The organism is Haliea sp., assembly GCF_040221975.1.
GTDB lineage: Bacteria > Pseudomonadota > Gammaproteobacteria > Pseudomonadales > Halieaceae > Haliea.
Genome location: NZ_JAVJWR010000015.1, coordinates 14,457 through 34,277 on the forward strand (window position 1 = coordinate 14,457; position 19,821 = coordinate 34,277).

Below are 19,821 nucleotides of genomic sequence, written 5' to 3' on the forward strand. Positions count from 1 at the left end.
TGGAAATCCGCGTTTCATTCGTTATAGATACAGGGTGTCGCGGCGCGGCAGCACGGCGGCAGCGGTATCGACCGTTCGCACGTGCGTTCAGGTCTGAAGTTGAGGTACTATGGCGCCGAGGGCTTCAGGGATCAGGCTTTTCATGGGGCAGGTATAACAGGCATGTTGCAGCAAGTAGAAATCTTCCAGGGTCTCTCCCGGGAGGAGCTGGATGCGCTGGCAAGCAGCAGCACCAGCCGCTCCTTTCCGAAAAACACGGTGGTCATCCACGAGAACGATCCAGCCGACTCCTTGTTTGTCATCGAAAGTGGCAGGGTCAAGGTGTACTGCAGCGACAAGAACGGCAAGGAGTTCATCATGAACACCCAGGGCGCCGGCGACTATTTCGGCGAACTGGCCCTGCTCGACGACTCCCTGCGCTCTGCCTCGGTTCGCACAGTGGAGAAGTGTTCCTTTTGCATTATCTTCAAGGAAGATTTCAACCGGGTGCTGGACCAGCATCCGAGCATTGCCCGCAAACTGATCAGCAACCTCGCCCAGCGGGTGCGCAAGCTCACTGCAGACGTCAAGAGCCTCGCCCTGCAGGATGTCTATGGCCGCGTGGCCAACGTGTTGATGGACCTGTCGGAAGAGCGCGGTGATGGTACGTTGTTCATTCCCGAGAAGCTGACCCAGCAGGATATTGCGGATCGTGTCGGCGCGTCCCGGGAAATGGTGGCGAGGATACTCAAGGACCTCACCATTGGCGAGTACATTCGCTTTGAGGGCCGCCACATCATCATCAATACGCGTCTGCCGGCGAAGTACTAGCCCGGTTTCACTTCCAGTCGCAGCCGGCCCCTGGCCAGGCGGGCGTCCAGCAGGTCGCCCGCCGCCACCTGCTCCGCATCCCGAACGACCTTTCCATCGTTATCCGTGAGGATGCTGTACCCCCGATTCAGGGTTGCCAGCGGGCTCACGGAATCCAGCAACTGCGCCATGTGGGCAAGACGCGTGGTTGCCGCCTGTAGTTTGCTGCGCATGCCGCGCTGCTGTCTCTGCTCCAGTCGTGCCACCTGATCCTGCAGATTCCTGAGCCGGGTTGCCGGTGAGCGTGCCTGCAGGCGGCTCTCCAGCAACAGCAGCCGGCCGCGCTGGTCTCGCAGCAGGGTGCGCTGGGCACGCTGCAGGCGCTGTTCCTGGTCATCCAGGCGCTGCGCCTGTTCCCGCAACAGGTGCCCGGGATGGCGCAGACGCTCACGCAGGTGCAGCAATTCGCGGTTGGCCTGGCGTAACCTGGTCTCCATGCGGCTGGCCAGGTTCTGCTCCAGCTGCGTCAGTCGGGCGATCCACTCGCGCTGGTCCGGGCTCAGCAACTCCGCCGCCGCCGAGGGGGTCGCGGCGCGCCGGTCGGCCACCATGTCGGCGATACTGATGTCGACCTCATGGCCGACGGCGCTCACCACCGGCAGCGCGCTGGCGACGATGGCGCGAGCCACGATTTCCTCGTTGAAGGCCCAGAGGTCTTCCAGGGAGCCGCCGCCGCGGGTGACCAGCAGGGCATCCAGCTGCACCAGTCCCTCTGCATGCCAGCGGTTGGCGCGCTCGATAGCAGCGCAGATTTCCCCGGCGGCGGATTCGCCCTGGACCGGCACCGGCAGCAGCAGCACCTCCACCGAGGGGCAGCGTCGCCGCAGTACCGTGAGCACATCGTGTATCGCCGCTCCTGTGGCCGAGGTAATCACGCCCAGCCGCTTTACCTGCGCGGGCAGCGGGCGCTTCCGCGCCGCTTCGAACAGTCCCTCGGCCTGCAGCTTGTCCCGCAACCGCTCAAAGGCCGCCTGCAGGGCACCTGCACCCGCGTGCTCCAGAAATTCGACGATCAGCTGGAACTCGCCGCGGCCCTCGTACAGGGACACCCGGCAACGCAGGCGGATGGCCATGCCATTCGCCGGTGTCAGGCGCATGTGCTGGTTGCGATTGCGGAACATGGCGCAGCGCACCTGGGCGGCGCTGTCCTTGAGGGTGAAGTACCAGTGACCGGAGGAGGGCGCGACGAAGTTGCTGACCTCGCCCTCCACCCAGAGGTAGTCGAAGTGGCTTTCCAGCAGGCGCCGTGCTTCCCGGTTCAGCTGGCCAACGGTCAGGGTCGGCGGGTTGTCGGAAACAGGGTGTTGCAGCACGGACTCTGGTTTACCTGTGGTGGGCAGAAGATTTATAATTACATGTTTAGCTGCAACCCGCCAGCCGGAGAGACCCATGTTGCGAATTGCCCAGGAAGCCCTGACGTTTGATGATGTACTGCTGCTGCCGGGTTATTCCGAGGTGATTCCCAGCGATGTTTCCCTGCGCACCCGGCTGACCCGCGCCATCGAGCTGAATATCCCGCTGATGTCCTCCGCCATGGATACCGTCACCGAAGCCCGGCTGGCCATAGCCATGGCTCAGGAGGGGGGTATCGGCATCATTCACAAGAGCATGACTATCGCGGAGCAGGCCGAGGAAGTGCGCCGGGTCAAGAAATTCGAGAGCGGCGTGGTCAAGGATCCGATCACCATCCAGCAGAACGCCAGTCTGGCGGAGTTGCGCGAGCTGACCGGCGCCCACGGCATCTCCGGGGTGCCGGTGCTGGACGGCGAGGATCTGGTCGGGATCGTCACCCGCCGTGACACCCGCTTCGAGTCCAATCCGGCCAAGCTGGTGTCCGAGATCATGACCCCCCGCGACAAACTGGTCACGGTCAAGGAGGGCGCCAGCTCGGAAGAGGTACAGCGCCTGCTGCACCAGTACCGGATCGAGAAAATCCTGGTGGTCAGCGACCGGTTCGACCTCCGGGGCATGATCACGGTGAAGGATTTTGACAAGGCGGAAAGCTTTCCGCTGGCCTGCAAGGATTCCTACGGCCAGCTCCGGGTCGGCGCGTCGGTGGGTACCAGCCCGGATACCGACGACCGGGTCGCCGCCCTGGTGCGCGCCGGGGTGGATGTGCTGGTGGTGGATACCGCCCACGGCCATTCCCGCAACGTGATTGATCGGGTGCGCATGATCAAGCGCGACTTTCCCTCGGTCCAGGTCATCGGCGGCAATATTGCCACGGGGGCTGCCGCGCTGGCGCTGGTCGAGGCCGGCGCGGACGCGGTGAAAGTCGGCATCGGCCCGGGTTCCATCTGTACCACGCGGGTTGTGACCGGTACCGGCGTGCCGCAGATCACGGCCATTTCTAATGTGGTTGCCGCCCTCGAAGGCCGCGATATACCGGTGATCTCCGACGGCGGAATACGCTTCTCCGGCGACATCGCCAAGGCCCTGGTGGCCGGCGCCTACTCGGTGATGATGGGCAGCATGTTTGCCGGCACGGAAGAGGCGCCGGGCGAGGTCGAACTGTTCCAGGGCCGCACCTACAAGGCCTACCGTGGCATGGGCTCGCTGGGCGCCATGTCCCGCACCCAGGGCTCCGCCGACCGCTACTTCCAGGATGCGGGCAAGGGTTCCGAGAAGCTGGTGCCCGAGGGCATTGAGGGCCGGGTGCCCTACAAGGGCCCGGTATCGGCGATTATCCACCAGCTCATGGGTGGAGTACGTTCAGCCATGGGCTACACGGGCAGTTCCACCATCGACGACATGCGTACCCGGCCCGAGTTCGTGCGCGTTACCTCCGCCGGCATGTCCGAGAGCCATGTCCACGATGTCTCCATCACCAAGGAAGCGCCCAACTATCCCGTGCGCTAGGGCCGAATTTCCATGACTGCAGATATCCACGCCAGCCGGATCCTCATTCTGGACTTCGGTTCCCAGTACACCCAGCTCATCGCCCGTCGGGTGCGGGAAGTGGGGGTCTACAGCGAAATTCGCGCCTTTGACATGAGCGAAGACGAGATTCGCGCCTTCGCTCCCAGCGGCGTTATTCTGTCCGGGGGGCCCGAATCCGTGCCCGCGCCGGGCTCGCCGCGGGCGCCGGATTGCGTGTTCGAGCTGGGGGTGCCGGTGCTCGGCATCTGCTACGGCATGCAGACCATGGCGGCACAGTTTGGTGGCGAGGTCTCGGCGTCTCCCACCAGCGAATTCGGCTATGCCCAGATCCGCCTGGTTTCCACCACCGGGCTGTTCCATGATATCCGCGACCATTTTGACCCGGACGGCAACAGCGTTCTGGATGTATGGATGAGTCACGGCGACAAAGTGGTGGAATTGCCGCCTGACTTCGAGCTGGTGGCCGCTACTGAGAGCTGCCCGATCGCTGCCATGGCGCACCGGGACAAGCCCTTCTACGGTATCCAGTTCCACCCCGAGGTCACCCACACATTGCAGGGCAAGCGTATCGTCGAGCACTTTGTGCTGGAACTGTGCGGCTGCGAGGCACTGTGGACCCCCGCCAATATCGTCGAGGATGCCATTGCCCGGGTGCGTGAGACCGTTGGCGGCGACAAGGTGCTGCTGGGACTTTCGGGTGGTGTCGACTCCTCCGTGGTGGCGGCCCTGCTGCACCGGGCCATCGGCGACCAGCTGACCTGTGTGTTTGTCGACAACGGTCTGCTGCGCCTGAAAGAGGGCGACCAGGTCATGGAAATGTTCGCCCGCAACATGGGGGTGAAGGTCATCCGGGTGGATGCGCAGGACCTGTTCCTGGGCAAACTGGCCGGGGTTGCGGATCCGGAGGCGAAGCGCAAGGTCATCGGCAACACCTTTATCGAGATCTTCGATACCGAGGCGGGCAAGTTGCAGGACGTGAACTGGCTGGCCCAGGGCACCATCTACCCGGATGTGATCGAGTCCGCCGGCGCCAAGACCGGCAAGGCCCATGTGATCAAGTCACACCACAATGTCGGCGGCCTGCCCGAACATATGAAGATGTCCCTGGTGGAGCCCCTGCGCGAGCTGTTCAAGGACGAGGTGCGGCGCATCGGCCTGGAGCTGGGCCTGCCCTACGACATGGTCTACCGCCACCCCTTCCCGGGCCCGGGTCTGGGCGTGCGTATCCTTGGTGAGGTCAGGCACGAGTATGCGGAGCTCCTGCGCCGCGCCGACGCCATTTTCATCGAGGAATTGCACCGCGCCGACTGGTACCACAAGACCAGCCAGGCCTTCGCCGTGTTCCTGCCGGTCAAGTCTGTCGGTGTGGTCGGTGATGGCCGCCGCTACGAGTGGGTGATCGCCCTGCGCGCGGTGGAGACAGTGGATTTCATGACCGCGCGCTGGGCGCATCTGCCCTATGAGTTGCTGGAAACCGTGTCCAACCGGATCATCAATGAGATCTCCGGGGTGTCACGGGTGACCTACGATGTCAGCAGCAAGCCGCCGGCGACAATTGAGTGGGAGTGACCTGGCAACGTCAGGTGCTCACTGGCAAAGTCTGTCGCTGAAAGGCAGCCAGGCGTATGTCGCCGCATTTTTTTACTCGGGCAAATTGATCGCTAGAAAGTGTCGTTCAAAAGTTGGGTGAGTCGTTTTAATCCCTTGCCCTTGTTACTGATTCTCCACGCTATATAGTATTCAAGGTTTTCAGTAGTCTGTGTTTCGGTGGTCAGTTTCACCAGCGCGCCGCTCTCCAGATACATCTGAATGAATTTGCACGGCAAATGACCGACTCCCAGTCCCGCCAGTTGCGCCTGTATTTTTTGTTCCATGGTTTGCACATAGAGTACTTGTTTCCCAGTGGTTAATCCCGCTGCACGCATAACATTATGCTTGGCTGTGTCATGGGTTACGATGCGTCGATAGTGGGGTAACTGCTCGGCGAGAGTGTGTGGATCATTCGCGAGGCGAGCAAGAGGATGGCTGGCCGCAGCCACTAACACCATCTCCGCAGGCGGGATGGGCAATGCTCGGAAGCCCTTTTGCAATGGTACCGGCGCGGGAGCTCCCACCAGTAAGTCAATGCTGTCCATTTCCAGTGCCTCCCAGCCGCCACTGAGAACACATTCCTGAATATCTATCTCCATGTTCGGCTGCTCTTGCAGCAATTTACCCAGAGCTTGAAAAAGGGGCTCACGCTCAAGAGTGGATTCAAGCCCAATGCGTAATCTCGGCTCCCAGCCAGTAGCCAGTTCTTTCACCTGGTCAGCCAAATAAGCGGTAGCACCGAGAATTTTGCGGCCCTCATTGAGCAACAACCTGCCGCTGGGTGTGAGCACCGAGCGTCGCCCCTGTCGTTGAAAGAGTGTTACTCCCAGTTGCTCTTCCAGTTTCTGCACGACGTAGGAAAGTGCTGAGGTCGCCTTGTCCAACTCTTCAGCGGCCTTGGCGAAGCTGCCGCGTCGGTCGATGGCGTCCAGCGCTTGTAGTGCATCAAGGGTAATGGGGGAATAGCCCATGATCGGCTCCTCGGGATCAGCTGGTGGCATTATTATTGTTCAATAAAATTGAATAATCTAGACGAAAAACGACTCTTATTCACTGGTTGGTCCAGCATTAGAGTGTCTCTGTCAGTTCAATAAATCCTACATTTCTATCAGGAGATCATCATGAAAACGTTATTGAGACAGATTACCTCTTCCGCTGCGGGCTTTGACGCTTTGCCGGTGCGCGTTGCCGCTGGCGTTATCTTTGCTGCTCACGGTGCGCAAAAACTGTTTGGCTGGTTCGGCGGCTATGGCCTGCAGGGCACGGGTGGCTGGATGGCCTCTATTGGTCTGGAGCCCGGCATGCTAATGGCGGCACTGGCTGGTGGCGCTGAATTCTTCGGCGGCCTGGCCCTGGTTTTAGGTTTGCTGGTGCGTCCCGCTGCCGTGGTGTTGGCGTTCACCATGGTGGTGGCGATCGTCACGGTGCATCTGGCAAACGGCCTGTTCATGGCGAACAACGGTTATGAATTTGGACTGGCGCTGCTTGCAGTGAGTGTCAGCCTGGCAATCCGCGGCGCGGGAAGTGTGAGTGCCGATCAAGTGATCAGCGCCAGGCTTCGCTAGTACAACCCAACACATTTCGACAGGAGATATCCTATGACTGTACTGAAAATTGATTCCAGCGCCCGGGTGGAGGGCGCTAACTCGCGCATCATTACTGATTATCTGGTGCAACAACTGGGGCAGCCGGTCATCGAACGGGACCTGGTTAAGAACCCTCTGCCGCCGATAAGTCCGCAGGATCTGGTGGGTGTGCACGGCTCACACCAGGACGACCGTGCCAGCCTGCAGCAGCATCTGGCGATGTCCAATAAATTGATCGCCGAATTGCAGCAAGCCGACACGCTGGTGCTGGGCGTGGCAATGTACAACTTCAGTGTTCCCGCCTACTTGAAACAGTGGATCGATTATGTCTGTCGCGCCGGGGTTTCATTTCGCTACACAGCGAACGGCCCGGAAGGGCTCACCGGTGTGAAGCGGGTGTTTATTGTAACGGCTTCCGGCGGCACGCCGATTGGCGGTGACTGGGATTTTGCCGGCCGCTATATGGAGCACATCTGTCGCTTTCTGGGCATCAATGAGGTGGTTCATGTCGATGCCAGTGGCTCCAAGGGCTCCCCAGAGGTGGTGATAGCATCGGCTCGGCAGCAGATTGATGCATTGTTGGCGCAGCCCGAACTAGAGGAGGCCTGATCATGGGTTTGTTACAGAACGGTCAATGGGTGGACCAGTGGTATGACACCCAGTCAAGCGGCGGCGAATTCCGCCGCCAGGACAGCCGCTTTCGCAACTGGGTGACGGCGGATGGCGCTGCCGGTCCGACCGGCAGCGAAGGGTTTAAGGCGGAACCCGGGCGCTACCATTTATATGTGTCGCTGGCTTGCCCCTGGGCACATCGTACGCTGATTTTCCGTCAGCTCAAAGATCTGCAGGAGCTGATTGATGTCACGGTGGTCGAGCCATTGATGCTAAGCCAAGGATGGGAATTAAGGAACGATCAATACGACCTGGATTATCTGTACCAGTTGTATTTAAAGTCAGATCCAGACTATAACGGCCGGGTCACTGTGCCGGTATTGTGGGACAAGGAAAGACATACTATTGTCAGCAATGAATCAGCAGACATTATTCGCATGTTTAACAGTGCGTTTAACGAGCTTACGGGTAATGACACTGACTATTACCCCCACTCCTTGCAGGCGCAGATAGACGCCATTAATGAGCGAGTTTACGACTCGATCAACAATGGCGTGTACCGGGCCGGCTTTGCCACCACCCAGGAGGCCTACGAGGCTGCCTATTACAAACTCTTCGACGCTTTGGACTGGGTGGAGGCGACCCTGGCTCGTCAGCGCTACCTTGCGGGCAGTGTGTTGACCGAAGCCGACTGGCGTCTGTTCACCACGCTGATTCGCTTCGATGCCGTGTACTACGGACATTTCAAGACTAACCGCCAGCGCATCGTCGATTTCCCCGCGATCAGCCATTATCTGCGTGAGTTATACCAGCAACCGGGCGTGGCGCAAACGGTAAACTTCGAACATATCAAGCAACATTACTACGGCAGTCACGTCACCATTAACCCAACGCAGGTGGTGCCACTGGGGCCCGATCAGGATTTTACGCTACCCCATAACCGGGGCCAGCTTGACTGAAAACATCAGGTTCCCAGCGCAGGAGGTTCAAAATGTATAGAAAATTATCGCAGGTGTATCCGTCGCGACCATCCCGTGATGGTGATGGCGTCAAAATCAACCGCATTGCCGGCGTATCAATGCACAGGATGCTGGATCCGTTTCTGATGGTCGATGAAATCAACTCGGATACTGCTACCGACTATATGGGCGGCTTTCCAGAGCATCCCCACAGAGGCTTTGAAACCATCACCTACATGAAGGCCGGTCGCATGCGCCATCGCGATCACATGGGTAACGAGGGCGTGATCGGCCCCGGTGATGTGCAGTGGATGACGGCAGGTCATGGGGTAATTCACTCGGAGATGCCAGAGCAGGAGCAGGGCCTGATGCACGGCTTTCAGATTTGGTTGAACTTACCCGCCAGGGGCAAATACAAGCCGGCTGCCTATCGCGATATTCGCAGTGCGGAAGTCGCCTACTGCCGGGATGATGTTGGCAATGAAGTACGACTTATCGCCGGCGAGATGAATGTGGGAGACACGACGCTTAACGGTTGCTTACCGGCCATGGCTACCCGACCGTTACTGGCAGATGTGTCTGTAGCAACTGACGCGGAATTTATTCTGGATGTCGGAGGCTACGAACGGGTCCTGGTGTTTGTTTATGCTGGAGACAGCACAGAGTTAAAGACCAGGCAACTGGGTGTTTACGGCACTGGTGACAAGCTGACACTGCGGGCAGGCGAGCAGGGTTTCGAGGCGCTGGTCCTGGCGGGTGAGGCCTTGCGCGAACCCATTGCCCAGTATGGCCCCTTTGTGATGAACCAGCCTGAGGAAATCGAGCAGGCTATACGTGACTTCCAGGAAGGGAGGCTAGTGACGCAGCGCGCGCCGGGCAGAACTCATCTATGACCCATTCGACCACATCGCTCGTTGCATCCACCAAACAGCCGGTACTATTCATCCCTACGGCGCGGGTCCGTGTTTCTTCATGGACTGGAACCCGCCGATACGTGGCATGGTATGGCGGCCTACCTCAAACGCATTGCGGCTTCGCTGCCAACTCGCCCAAAGGTCATTGTGAAGGTCTCTGCCCATTGGCAGACGGCAGGATTCAGTGTCACGACCAGCGATCAGCCAGATCTGATTTTCGACTATTATGGCTTTCCCGAGCAAACCCTGCTTGTTGGTTGCCGTTTAAAACTGACCCGGGGTTGCCGTCCATCACGGTGACGGCCGTTATGCCATAGTCGAATCCCTCAATGAAGGCGGCACCATTGAGTAGAGTCGCCGTCGGCGGCCCCAGGAAAAGGTCGGCGATCTGCGCCTTTGGCCGCCGATGCCCGCTACGCAGGGCATCGATAGCCCTCTGCCACGATATCAGGTCAATGACATTGTCATAGCTGATGTAATTGGATGTCACGCCTGCTTCCTTCAATGCAAACTTTACGCACGATCTATCTCGGTCGATATACACACGGACGGCGCGGGCGCAGTCTATCTGTTCGAGCAAAAAGGGGCCGAATGGCAGGAATTCATTGTACTGCATACGGAGAGAGCCCGGTTGCTGGTCGAAAAAACAGAAAATTGCTTGCATTTCGTCATAATTGGGAATATTTTCCCAATTATGACGCTACAAATTGTGTGGTTATTAGAGAGGGAAAACGAAATGCAGCCAAATCAAAAATCATTCTCGAAGCTCAGCGCGGCGATGTTGCTTACTGTACCGCTCTCCTTACCCGTCTTCGCGGACGATGTGACGATCAATCGGATGCTCGCGAGCCAATGCAGTCAGTGCCATGGCACTAATGGCTACGCAGTTGGGGATATCGACTCACTAGCGGGAGAAAGTGTCAGGGAGATTCAGGAGGAATTACGCGAGATGCAGTCAGAAGGCAGCCCTGACGACATGATGGATCATCAGGCTCTAGGCTACACCGATGACCAGATTCGCCGGATAGCTGAATACTTCGCCGGGCTTCCGGAGAACAGTGCCACCGACACACCCGAGATACATTTAAGTGCCTCAGACGCTTCTTCGGACGGCAACCACGATGAGGATGACGAGCGTGATGAGGACGACGAGCGTGATGAGGATCGCGACCACGACAAAGACTGGGGCGAGGATCGCGATGAAGATGATGAAAAAGACGAGGAGGACTGAGATATGAGCATTTCACGCCGTAATCTCCTGCGCGTGGCAACCAGTGTTGCCGCAATGTCCGCAGTTGGCAAACTGCACAGCCAGACAGCCCATAAAGTGGTTGTTGTTGGGGGTGGATTTGCCGGCAGCACCTTCGCCCGTTACCTGTCACTTTGGGGCGGCGGCAAGTTCTCAATCACGATGATCGACCCGCGTGAAGGACACAGTTCCTGCGTGATGAGCAATCTCGTTCTCACCAATGAGTTGAGCCTGTCACAGTTGACTTTTGACCACCAATCGCTGGCCGATCGCTTCGGTTTCAACACAGTTATGGCTTCAGTAGCGGGGATTGATACGGATGGTCACCAGGTGAACCTTGATGATGGCTCATCATTGCCCTACGACTCTCTGGTACTTGCCACCGGCATTGAGTTCGAGGATATTCCCGGCTATGACGCCTCCCTCGTGCCTCATGCCTGGATTGCCGGCACGCAGACCGAACAGCTTCAGAGCCAGCTGAACAGCGAACTCCCCCCCGGCGGCACTGTCGTCATGACAGTTCCGAAGGCGCCTTACCGTTGCCCACCCGGTCCTTACGAGCGCGCTTGCCTGCTGGCCGCTATCGCGCAGCGGATTACCAATGATGCGGGTGGCACGGGCGTACACGGCACGCCGAGAGTTGTGGTACTGGATGCCAACAGCCATATCCAGGCTGAGGAAGCGACTTTTACTGCTGCATTTAATGGCTTGTATGGCGGTGTCATCGAGTACGTGGCGGATGCAGAGTTGGTGTCGGTAGACTCGGAAAACCGGAGTGTAGTAACGACCGCCGGCAGCTACTCCAGTGATGTGCTGAACGTTATCCCGAACCACCGGGCGCCTGCGCTGTTGCGCAATGCGGGATTAACAGCTGGTAGCGCATGGGCTCCGGTCGATCCCGTGACCTATGAAACCCGGGTGGCGGGGCTGAGTGATATTTACGTGATTGGCGATGCCCAGGCCACAGGCCAGCCCAAGAGTGCGCACATGGCAAACGCACAGGCCAAAGTATGTGCGGATGCCGTGATGAGAAAACAGGCCGGGCTGTCAACGCACTCCGCTGAGCGGTTGGCGAACGTGACTACCAATTCTGCATGTTTCAGTCCTGTCAACTTTACCGAGGCGGCGTGGCTGACAGCTGTATTTCGATATAACCTGGCCGCAGACGCAATGGAATTGGTGCCGAACTCGCTGGGCGCATCCGACGGCTGGGACAGGGAGAGCTACAGAGAAATGTACACCTGGGCCAGTAATCTGTTCTCAGATACCTTCGTTTGAGCGTATGAAGAAGCTGCCAGCGATACTGGGGCTTTTTCATATTGCTGGCATCCTTTTACGTTACGCTGGAGGTTCTTCGCTAGGCGTCGTTCCCCGCCGCCACAGCGGACGCCCAGGCCCACTGGAAATTGTGGCCGCCGAGGTGGCCGGTGACATCCACCACCTCGCCGATGAAATACAGGTTCGGTCTCGCCAGAACCGCCATGGTTCTGGAAGAGAGCTGGCGGGTGTCAACGCCACCCAGGGTGACCTCCGCAGTTCTGTAGCCTTCGGTGCCGGCGGGCTTGATCGACCACTGCCCCAGAGTATGTGCCGCCTGTTCGATGTCGCCGTTCTTGTATTCCTGTAAAGGACCGCGCCAACCCTGCAGTTCGGTGAAGGCCTGGGCAAACCGTTTTGGCAGGTGCCGGGCCAGATACTGGCCAAGCGTCCATTGCGGCCGGCTTTTGCGCAGGCTGAAAAGGTCTTCGGCAATGTGGCAGGCTGGCAGCAGGTTGATGGCCAGGCTGTCGCCAGGTTCCCAGTAACTCGAAATTTGCAGCATGGCCGGGCCGCTGAGCCCCCGGTGGGTAACCAGCATGGGTTCGCGGAAGTGCTGGTCATGGCATTGCACATCCACCGGGCAGCTGACTCCCGACAGGGGCGCAAGCTGCTCCTTGAGTTCCGGATGCAGGGTAAACGGAACCAGGCCGGCCCGGGTGGGTAATAGTTCCAGTCCGAATTGCCTTGCCACGTTGTACCCGAAGCCGGTGGCGCCCATGGTGGGGATCGAGAGCCCGCCGCTGGCGATCACCAGGGATTCACAGCTCAGACCACCCGAACCGGTCTGCAGGCGGTATCCGGAGCTGGTTTCGTCGACATTTTCGACGCTTGTTCTCAGGCGAACCTCGGCACCGGCCCAGTCGCACTCGGCAAGCAGCATGTCGAGGATGTCCCTGGCGCTGTCCCTGCAGAACAGCTGTCCGGGCGCTTTCTCCTCGTACTCGATGCCATGGCGATCCACCAGGTCCAGAAAGTCCTGGGGGGTGTAGCGTTTCAGAGCAGAAATGCAGTAGGGGGGATTGTTCGAGAGAAAGTTGGCGGGAGTGCTGTTCAGGTTGGTGAAGTTGCAGCGGCCGCCACCGGACATCAGGATTTTCTTGCCCGGTTTGTTGGCGTGGTCCAGTACCAGAACGCGGCGGCTCCGATAGCCGGCGGTCGCTGCGCACATCAGGCCCGCTGCGCCGGCGCCGATGATGATTACGTCGTACTCTGATGCTGAACCCGCCGCCACACTGCCTGCCGATCGAAGGAAAACGGCGGACAGTATACCAGCCTCACTCCAGTTCGAACGCCCGGGCGAGACACAGTGCCATGTTGCTAACGCCCATTGTGACGCTGGCGCTTGCAGAAACAGGGGAACCGGTAATAGCGATCGCAACCTGGATAGCGACAGTTTTGGCGTGACCGGTGTGTGGGATATGGGCCCATACGCTGGGTCTGGGCTACGATTTCTGATCTGCTTCAAGGGGCCGGCCCTGCTTCCCCTTCTGTCAGCCTGCGGGGAGCATGCACGGTTGCGAGCGCATGCCGGGTCGGTTACTCCGGTGCCCGCGGAGTGTCCTCCATCAGAAAATCCTCCAGAAACCAGGCGGAGATGGCATGACGGCCCTCCAGCCCGGTCTTCCCGTAGATGCTCGAGGCCTGCTGGCGGACAGTTTTTTCCTTGGTGTTCCTGACACTGGCAATCTCCCTCAGGCTCAGGCCCTTGAGCAATAGCAACGCCACTTCCTGTTCGCCGCGGCTCAATCCCCAGTTATCGAAGTGCTCCTGTATCACCTCGGCGTACTGTCGCCGTGCGTCGCGCATACTCTGATCAAGCTCCTGCAGCTTCTGGTTACTGAGAAACAGAGAGCTCCTGAGCTGTTGAGTCTCGCGGGTACGCCGACGGATATCCACCAGGAGGTAGACAAAGCCTGTCGCGGAAAGCAGCAACAGGACCCATTCCTGCAGCAGGTGCCAGGCGGGCACACCGAGATCGGCATCAAAAATGACATCGACAAGCTTCAGCAGGACAATGCAAGCCAGGAGGGTGGCGATCAGGCGGTCTTTCAAAAAAACCTCGCAATAACAGCAGGTTACAGTTATCGGGCAAATGTACCAGAAGCGCCTTCGCGGGACATGTGCAGGATGCACAAAGGTACAAAGCCGTTAGAATACACAATAACCTGAGGTAATGGTGGCTGATGTCCAGCAAATTGATGAACCCCCTGGCCTTTGCTGCCTGTCTGCTGGTGGCAGGAACGGGTGCGGCCCAGCAGGCCAGCGACATGAGCCTCGGCGAAGTGCTGTCGGCGACGCTGGCTTTCCAGGACGCCGGCCACAGCGAGAGTGTGGATGTGGCCGCGGGCATGAGTCTGTTGGGCGATTTGCCGGTGCTGTCCGCACTTCATGTTCAGAGCGACCTTGACCAGGGCGCCGACGAGACCGAGTTGTCGCTGAACCTGCCATTGAAATCCGGCCTTCGGCATCGGCTGGATGAGTCGTTGTCTGGCCTGGAGGTGCGCCTCAGCGAGGCCAGCACGGTCTACCGGGCCTGGTACTTTTCCGGCTTGATCCGGGAAGCGGTATGGGCGCATCGGCTGGCTCAAGTGCAGATCAGTCAGGCCCGGGAACGGGTGAAGTTGCTGGCGGAGCTGGAGTCGCGCTCGAAACTGCAGGTAAAGGCTGGCACCGTCTCCGAGTATGCCGTGTTGCTGGCGGGTCAGGAGCGGCTGGATGCCGAGCTGTTACTGTCAGATCACCAGGCCGCGCTGCGCGAAGCGGCGCTGCGTTTTGGCTCCCTCACCGGTCTGCCTGCAGTGCCGTCGGATATTTCAGAGCCCGTGCCGGTTCCCCAGCAGCCACGCTACGATATCCATCCTCGTCTCGTGCTGCTGGAGTCGAAGCGCGAGCAGGAGCGTTTGCTGGCAGGTCTTGCCGATCCTCGTGCGGCAAACTGGAACCTGGCTCTGGTTGCACGCGATTTCTCCGGGCCTGGTCAGGACGAGCGACAGTTCGGGTTGGCGGTGGATGTCCCGCTGGGTCTTGTGGAGGTGCGTCATCGAGGTGTCGAAAGTCAGAAAGCTGCCGCACAGCGTGACTTCATTCTGCAGCGCGACCAAGCGCGTCTTGAGATCCGGCGCGACTGGCAGGCCCTGCGCAGCGACGCGGAGCGCTTGCAGACACGACAGCGGTTACTGCAGGAATCGGCACTCCTGGGTGAAAAGATCGAAGCGCAGCTTCTCTCCCTGCGCGCGAGCAACGAAGTCGAGGCGGAACTGGTCCTGCGCCGTCTGCTGGACGTTCTGGACCGCCGCGGCGAACTGGCGCTGATCAAATCACAAATACATCGAAACGCCGCGCTGCAGCGGCAGGCTGCGGGGTACCCTTTGTGAATCGGTATATTCATGTGCTGCTGTGCGCCGGGCTGTTCTCGGCGCTGTCGGCGGCGGAGGCCGGGAGTGCACGCGTTGCGATCACCGATCTTGGGGATCTCGAGCTGAAGTTTGCGACCGTAAAGCAGCTGGATGAAGTACCGGGACCGGCGGTACAGGCTCGCGTCACCCACCCCGGCAGCGCCATGTATCGTATTGGCCTGCCGCGGGATGTTCGCCGCGCCTCTTATCTGGTCGGCAATGGCGAAGTGGTGCGTGCGGGCCAGCCTTTCGTGATTCTGCAGGGCCCAGAGATACACCACCTGCTACTGGAGTATTCGCTACTGGAGACCCGCTACGAGGCCGCGAAAGACCGCTATCAGCGCAGTCGCGAATCCTATCGGCAGAGAGCCTTGCAGGAAGGTCAGTGGCTAGCCATTGTCGATCGCTATCTGGAGTTGCAGCTCGAGTACGAGCATATGCGGCACTTCCAGGAGCTGGTGCAGGAGTCGACTGACAACAGCGATTCGATTACGCTTCTATCGCCCATCGATGGCCGTATTCAATATCGTGACACCCAGGAGCGCCTGGTAGCCGGCACTGAACTGGCCGGTTTCCTGGCTGCGACTGCGCTGCAGTTGCGGGCGCGTGTGCCGATGGCCTCAGCAGATGATCTGGTGGCGCTGGTGCTGCCGGGTTGTCGCCTGCCGCTTGCCCGACTCGATCACGTCGCTGAAGGGTTTTTCCTCACGGCCTGGAGTGAGCCGATATCCGCTGACTGTGATCTGCCCCTGAACGCCACGGTCAGCGCCCGCCCCCTGTATCGGCAGGCCGCCTATTCGGTACCACGTTCGGCGGTATTCACCCGGGACGGCGAGGCGCAGGTGCTGGTGCGGCGCGGCGCTGCCCTTGAGGCGGTCACTGTTTCCCTGTTGCTGCCGGTGGGCGATGACTACGCCGTGACGGCCGACAGCGAGCTGGCGGATACCGCCGTGCTGGTGACCTCCGTGAGCGCCGTGCAGGGTGTTCTGCTGGGATTGGGCGGCGACTGACATGCTGAACCAGGTGGTACGCTTTTCGCTGACGCAGCGACTCTTCGTCTGTGTCCTTGCGGTGCTGTTAGTCGCCCTGGGTATACGCGCCTGGCTGCTGCTGCCGGTGGATGCCTATCCAGACATCTCGCCGACCCAGGTCAAGGTCATCCTCAAGGTGCCCGGCATGACCGCGGAAGAAATCGAACAGCAGGTAACCTATCCGGTAGAGACCGAGCTGCTGGGTATCCCGCGCCAGGCCATGCTGCGTTCTACGACCAAGTATGCGATCACCGACATTACCCTGGATTTCGTCGAGGGCACCGACATCTACTGGGCCAGGCAGCAGGTCAATGAGCGCCTCGCCGGCATCCTCGATGATCTGCCCTTTGCAGTTGAGGGTGGTCTGGCACCCATGAGCACACCTCTGGGCGAGATGTTCATGTTCACGGTGGAGAATCCGCAGCTGTCCCTGATGGAAAGACGCCGCCTGTTGGAGTGGGATATCCGGCCGGCACTGCGAACGGTAGATGGTGTTGCCGATGTGAACGTTCTGGGCGGCTATGCCAGAACCTTCCAGGTGACACCGCGCTCGGCAGAGCTGTCGGCGCTGGGCCTGGACATGGTCGCTATCGAGGCAGCCATCGCTGGACAGAATCTGAATGCCGGGACCGGGCGCATTCTGCTCGGCAATGATGTGCTTGTGGTGCGGGTAGAGGGCCGCATCGACTCCCTGCGGGCACTGGGCGACGTGGTGGTCAGTGCCGGGCCAGCTGGCGTGTACCGGCTGCGCGACGTCGCCGATGTGGAGATCGGGCACCTGGCTCGCTATGGCGCCGTGACCCGGGATGGCGAGGAAGCGGTACAGGGCCTGGTGATTGCCTTGCGGGACAGCAACACTGGTGCCGTCGTGGCCGGCGTCAAGGAGCGCCTGGCCGCCCTCGAAAACACGCTGCCGCCCGGTACGGAAATCAACGTGTTCTACGACCGGGCACGCCTGATCAGCACCGCTATCGGCACCATGTCCAGTGCCCTGTTCCAGGCAATCGTCCTGGTGGTGGCCGTGCTGGCGGTGTTCCTCGGCAATCTGCGGGCCGCGCTGGTGGTATCGCTGTCGCTGCCGCTGGCGGCCCTGGCGACATTTTTTCTCATGTCAGTGACACAGCTCACGGCAAACCTCATGAGTCTGGGCGGATTGGTAATCGCCATCGGCATGCTGGTGGACGCGTCAGTGGTAGTGGTGGAGAACACTGTGACACGCTTGGCCAATACCCGCGGGCAACCGCGGCTGCACGTGATCTACCGCGCTGTACGCGAGGTGGCGCTACCGGTGGTGTCCGGGACCCTGATCGTGATTATCGTGTTCTCTCCCCTGCTGACTCTGAGCGGTCTTGAGGGCAAGCTGTTTACCCCCGTCGCTCTGACCATAGTGTACGCCATGATTGCGGCGTTGCTGCTCGCACTCACCGTGATCCCGGTGGCCGCGTCACTGCTGCTGAGCGACCGCACTGCTGCCATGCCTCAGTTCATGCAGCGTCTGCAGGGGAGCTATGCGCAGATGCTTGGCGGCGCTCTCGCGCGTCCGCGCTGGTTGCTGCTCTCGGTGGGCGGGTTGCTGGCGCTGAGTGCGCTGCTGCTGGCACTGATCGGCAAGACCTTCATGCCGGTGCTGGATGAGGGCGACGTGATCGTGCAGTTGGAGAAGTCCCCCAGCATATCGCTTGCGGCTTCAGTAGAGCTGGACAAGCAGATCGAAATTGCGCTGCTGGCGGCGGTGCCGGAGATACGGCAGATCGTCGCGCGCACCGGCTCCGACGAACTGGGCCTTGACCCGATGAGCCTGAACGAGACCGACGTTTTCATGGAACTGGCGCCACAGGATTCCTGGCGCATGGACGGCAAGGACGAACTGAAGAGCGCGGTGCGCGCGGTACTGACAGGATTTCCGGGCATGAATATCAATTTTACCCAGCCCATTCAGATGCGTGTCTCCGAGATGCTCACCGGCAGCAGCGGCGATGTGACCATCAAGCTGTTTGGCGAAGACCTCGCGCAGCTGGCGGAGCTTGTACCGCGAGTTGCCGAGATCGCGCGCGAACTCCCGGGCGCCGTGGACGTGCAGGCCTCGGTCACCGAGGGTGGCAAGTTTCTCAATGTGCGGGTACAGCCGCAGCTGGCCGCCGGCCACGGTCTTACCGCCGCGGGTCTGGCGGATTATCTGAAGACACAGATAGAGGGCACAGCCATCTCCGAGGTGCGGGAAGGGCGCCAGCGCACACCGGTAACCCTGGCATCGGGGTCTGAATCCGTAGCGGCTCCAGCGACGGTGGCCGATCTTGAACAGCGCGTCGTGGTGCTGCCAGACGGTGAGCTGGCAACGCTGGGGGATATTGCCGACATCAGTTACGCGGAAGGGCCGTTGGTTGTAGAGCGCGAGCGCGGTAGCCGGTTCGGGATCGTGACGCTGAATGTACAGGGACGGGATGTGGTCGGCCTGGTCGAGGATCTGCGTGAGGTACTGGCGCGGGAGGTGCCCTTGCCTGCGGGCTACCGCCTTGAGTATGGTGGCGAGTTCGAGAATCAGCAGCGGGCCACGCGGAACCTGCTGTTGGTAGTGCCGGTGGCACTTCTCTTGATCATGATAATCCTGTTCGCCACGTTCCGGTCGCTGGCACTGGCGGGGATCATACTGGGCAACGTGCCCTTTGCCCTGATGGGCGGCGTGATCGCGCTGTTTGCCAGCGGAGAATATCTGTCCGTGCCCGCATCCGTGGGCCTGATCGCCTTGCTTGGGGTCGCCGTTCTCAACGGCGTGGTTATGGTGAGCTATTTCCAGCAGCAATGGCACCTGCGCGCCGAGCTGTCAAAGCGCATTGTCAGCGGCGCAACCCAGCGCCTGCGACCCGTGCTGATGACAGCGACCACGGCGATTTTCGGGTTGCTGCCCCTGGTGTTTGCCACAGGGCCGGGCGCGGAGGTGCAGCGGCCATTGGCCATTGTAGTGGTCGGTGGACTGGTGACTTCAACGGTTACAACGCTGTTTCTGTTGCCCGTGTTCTACCAGTATTGGGGGCGTCGCCAGCATGAGTGATTTGCAGCTGATGGTGTTACTGGTTCCCGGGCGTCTGCACGATGATCTGGTAGACGTGCTAATGACACTGGATGGTCTCTCGGGCTTCAGCGCTGTGGAAGCGGCGGGTTTCAGTCGCGAGCACAGCCACTTCGACGTCGCCGAGCAGGTCGCTGGCGCACGCCGCTTCAGCCGTTTCGAGATTCTCCACTCGCCCGAACAGCATGAACGAATTATCGGCGCGATTGAGCCGCTGGTGGGGCGGGAGCATGTGCGCTATTGGTTGGTGGAATTGTTGCATGTGGGGCGTTTGCCGGATGTGCCTGGAGAGACCCCGCAATAGAAGTCTTGATGAGCCCCTGCCGCTATCCACCGGTGCGAGGTTTGGATCTCGTCATGCGGAATTTC

General features: G+C 60.1%; 18 protein-coding genes. 13 read left to right on the forward strand and 5 right to left on the reverse strand.

Features of this window, described 5'->3' with window-relative positions; translation table 11 throughout:
• Positions 1-162: 162 nt before the first annotated feature.
• Positions 163-810 (forward strand): Crp/Fnr family transcriptional regulator, encoded by a 648-nt coding sequence (locus tag RLO07_RS05165; protein WP_462291060.1) that lies wholly within the window; start codon positions 163-165, stop codon positions 808-810.
• On the opposite strand, the gene xseA is transcribed toward RLO07_RS05165, so the two are convergent.
• Positions 807-2,162 carry an exodeoxyribonuclease VII large subunit gene (gene xseA / locus RLO07_RS05170; RefSeq protein WP_462291061.1) on the reverse strand — a complete coding sequence of 452 codons (1,356 nt, stop codon included), beginning with the start codon at positions 2,160-2,162 and terminating at the stop codon, positions 807-809. The genes RLO07_RS05165 and xseA overlap by 4 nt on opposite strands.
• 76 nt (positions 2,163-2,238) lie before the next feature.
• On the opposite strand from xseA, the gene guaB reads away from it, so the two are divergent.
• Both guaB and guaA read left to right on the forward strand, forming a co-directional pair.
• Positions 2,239-3,708: an IMP dehydrogenase gene (guaB, locus tag RLO07_RS05175; protein ID WP_462291062.1), complete on the forward strand. Its 1,470-nt coding sequence runs from the start codon at positions 2,239-2,241 to the stop codon at positions 3,706-3,708.
• A gap of 12 nt (positions 3,709-3,720) precedes the next feature.
• Positions 3,721-5,298 carry a glutamine-hydrolyzing GMP synthase gene (gene guaA, locus RLO07_RS05180; RefSeq protein ID WP_462291063.1) on the forward strand — a complete coding sequence of 526 codons (1,578 nt, stop codon included), beginning with the start codon at positions 3,721-3,723 and terminating at the stop codon, positions 5,296-5,298.
• Between the two features lie 92 nt (positions 5,299-5,390).
• Here the strand turns inward: guaA and RLO07_RS05185 are convergent, their stop codons facing one another.
• Positions 5,391-6,290, reverse strand: a complete 900-nt coding sequence (locus RLO07_RS05185) for a LysR family transcriptional regulator (protein WP_462291064.1) — start codon at positions 6,288-6,290, stop codon at positions 5,391-5,393.
• A gap of 150 nt (positions 6,291-6,440) precedes the next feature.
• On the opposite strand from RLO07_RS05185, the gene RLO07_RS05190 reads away from it, so the two are divergent.
• Genes RLO07_RS05190 through RLO07_RS05205 form a run of 4 tightly spaced genes read left to right on the forward strand, consistent with a single transcriptional unit; the run spans position 6,441 to position 9,369 of the window.
• Positions 6,441-6,884 (forward strand): DoxX family protein, encoded by a 444-nt coding sequence (locus tag RLO07_RS05190; RefSeq protein WP_462291065.1) that lies wholly within the window; start codon positions 6,441-6,443, stop codon positions 6,882-6,884.
• Between the two features lie 33 nt (positions 6,885-6,917).
• The gene (locus RLO07_RS05195) at positions 6,918-7,514 is read left to right on the forward strand and encodes an FMN-dependent NADH-azoreductase (RefSeq protein ID WP_462291066.1); all 597 of its coding nucleotides are present in this window, start codon (positions 6,918-6,920) and stop codon (positions 7,512-7,514) included.
• Between the two features lie 2 nt (positions 7,515-7,516).
• A complete protein-coding gene (locus RLO07_RS05200) occupies positions 7,517-8,476 on the forward strand; it encodes a glutathione S-transferase family protein (protein WP_462291067.1) in 960 nt (319 codons plus the stop codon).
• Positions 8,477-8,508: 32 nt separating this feature from the next.
• Positions 8,509-9,369, forward strand: a complete 861-nt coding sequence (locus RLO07_RS05205; RefSeq protein WP_462291068.1) for a pirin family protein — start codon at positions 8,509-8,511, stop codon at positions 9,367-9,369.
• 208 nt (positions 9,370-9,577) lie between these two features.
• Here RLO07_RS05205 and RLO07_RS05210 read toward each other — a convergent pair whose 3' ends face one another.
• A complete protein-coding gene (locus tag RLO07_RS05210; protein ID WP_462291069.1) occupies positions 9,578-10,006 on the reverse strand; it encodes a hypothetical protein in 429 nt (142 codons plus the stop codon).
• Positions 10,007-10,021: 15 nt separating this feature from the next.
• On the opposite strand from RLO07_RS05210, the gene RLO07_RS05215 reads away from it, so the two are divergent.
• Positions 10,022-10,621 carry a c-type cytochrome gene (locus tag RLO07_RS05215; RefSeq protein WP_462291070.1) on the forward strand — a complete coding sequence of 200 codons (600 nt, stop codon included), beginning with the start codon at positions 10,022-10,024 and terminating at the stop codon, positions 10,619-10,621.
• 3 nt (positions 10,622-10,624) lie between these two features.
• Positions 10,625-11,917 carry an FAD-dependent oxidoreductase gene (locus RLO07_RS05220; protein WP_462291071.1) on the forward strand — a complete coding sequence of 431 codons (1,293 nt, stop codon included), beginning with the start codon at positions 10,625-10,627 and terminating at the stop codon, positions 11,915-11,917.
• Positions 11,918-11,996: 79 nt separating this feature from the next.
• Here RLO07_RS05220 and RLO07_RS05225 read toward each other — a convergent pair whose 3' ends face one another.
• Both RLO07_RS05225 and RLO07_RS05230 read right to left on the reverse strand, forming a co-directional pair.
• Positions 11,997-13,190 carry a BaiN/RdsA family NAD(P)/FAD-dependent oxidoreductase gene (locus tag RLO07_RS05225; RefSeq protein ID WP_462291072.1) on the reverse strand — a complete coding sequence of 398 codons (1,194 nt, stop codon included), beginning with the start codon at positions 13,188-13,190 and terminating at the stop codon, positions 11,997-11,999.
• A 305-nt stretch (positions 13,191-13,495) separates the two neighbouring features.
• The gene (locus RLO07_RS05230; RefSeq protein WP_462291073.1) at positions 13,496-14,011 is read right to left on the reverse strand and encodes a helix-turn-helix transcriptional regulator; all 516 of its coding nucleotides are present in this window, start codon (positions 14,009-14,011) and stop codon (positions 13,496-13,498) included.
• Between the two features lie 131 nt (positions 14,012-14,142).
• Between RLO07_RS05230 and RLO07_RS05235 the strand changes: the two genes are divergently transcribed.
• From RLO07_RS05235 to RLO07_RS05250, 4 genes are read left to right on the forward strand one after another with little or no spacing between them, the layout of a single operon-like run.
• Complete coding sequence (locus tag RLO07_RS05235; RefSeq protein ID WP_462291074.1) at positions 14,143-15,333, forward strand: TolC family protein; 1,191 nt, start codon at positions 14,143-14,145, stop codon at positions 15,331-15,333.
• Positions 15,330-16,364, forward strand: a complete 1,035-nt coding sequence (locus RLO07_RS05240) for an efflux RND transporter periplasmic adaptor subunit (protein ID WP_462291075.1) — start codon at positions 15,330-15,332, stop codon at positions 16,362-16,364. The genes RLO07_RS05235 and RLO07_RS05240 overlap by 4 nt, the downstream gene beginning before the upstream one ends.
• Before the next feature lies 1 nt (position 16,365).
• Positions 16,366-19,434 (forward strand): efflux RND transporter permease subunit, encoded by a 3,069-nt coding sequence (locus RLO07_RS05245; RefSeq protein ID WP_462291076.1) that lies wholly within the window; start codon positions 16,366-16,368, stop codon positions 19,432-19,434.
• On the forward strand, positions 19,427-19,756 hold the full coding sequence (locus RLO07_RS05250; RefSeq protein WP_462291077.1) for a DUF3240 family protein: 330 nt from the start codon (positions 19,427-19,429) through the stop codon (positions 19,754-19,756). The genes RLO07_RS05245 and RLO07_RS05250 overlap by 8 nt, the downstream gene beginning before the upstream one ends.
• Positions 19,757-19,821: the final 65 nt, after the last annotated feature.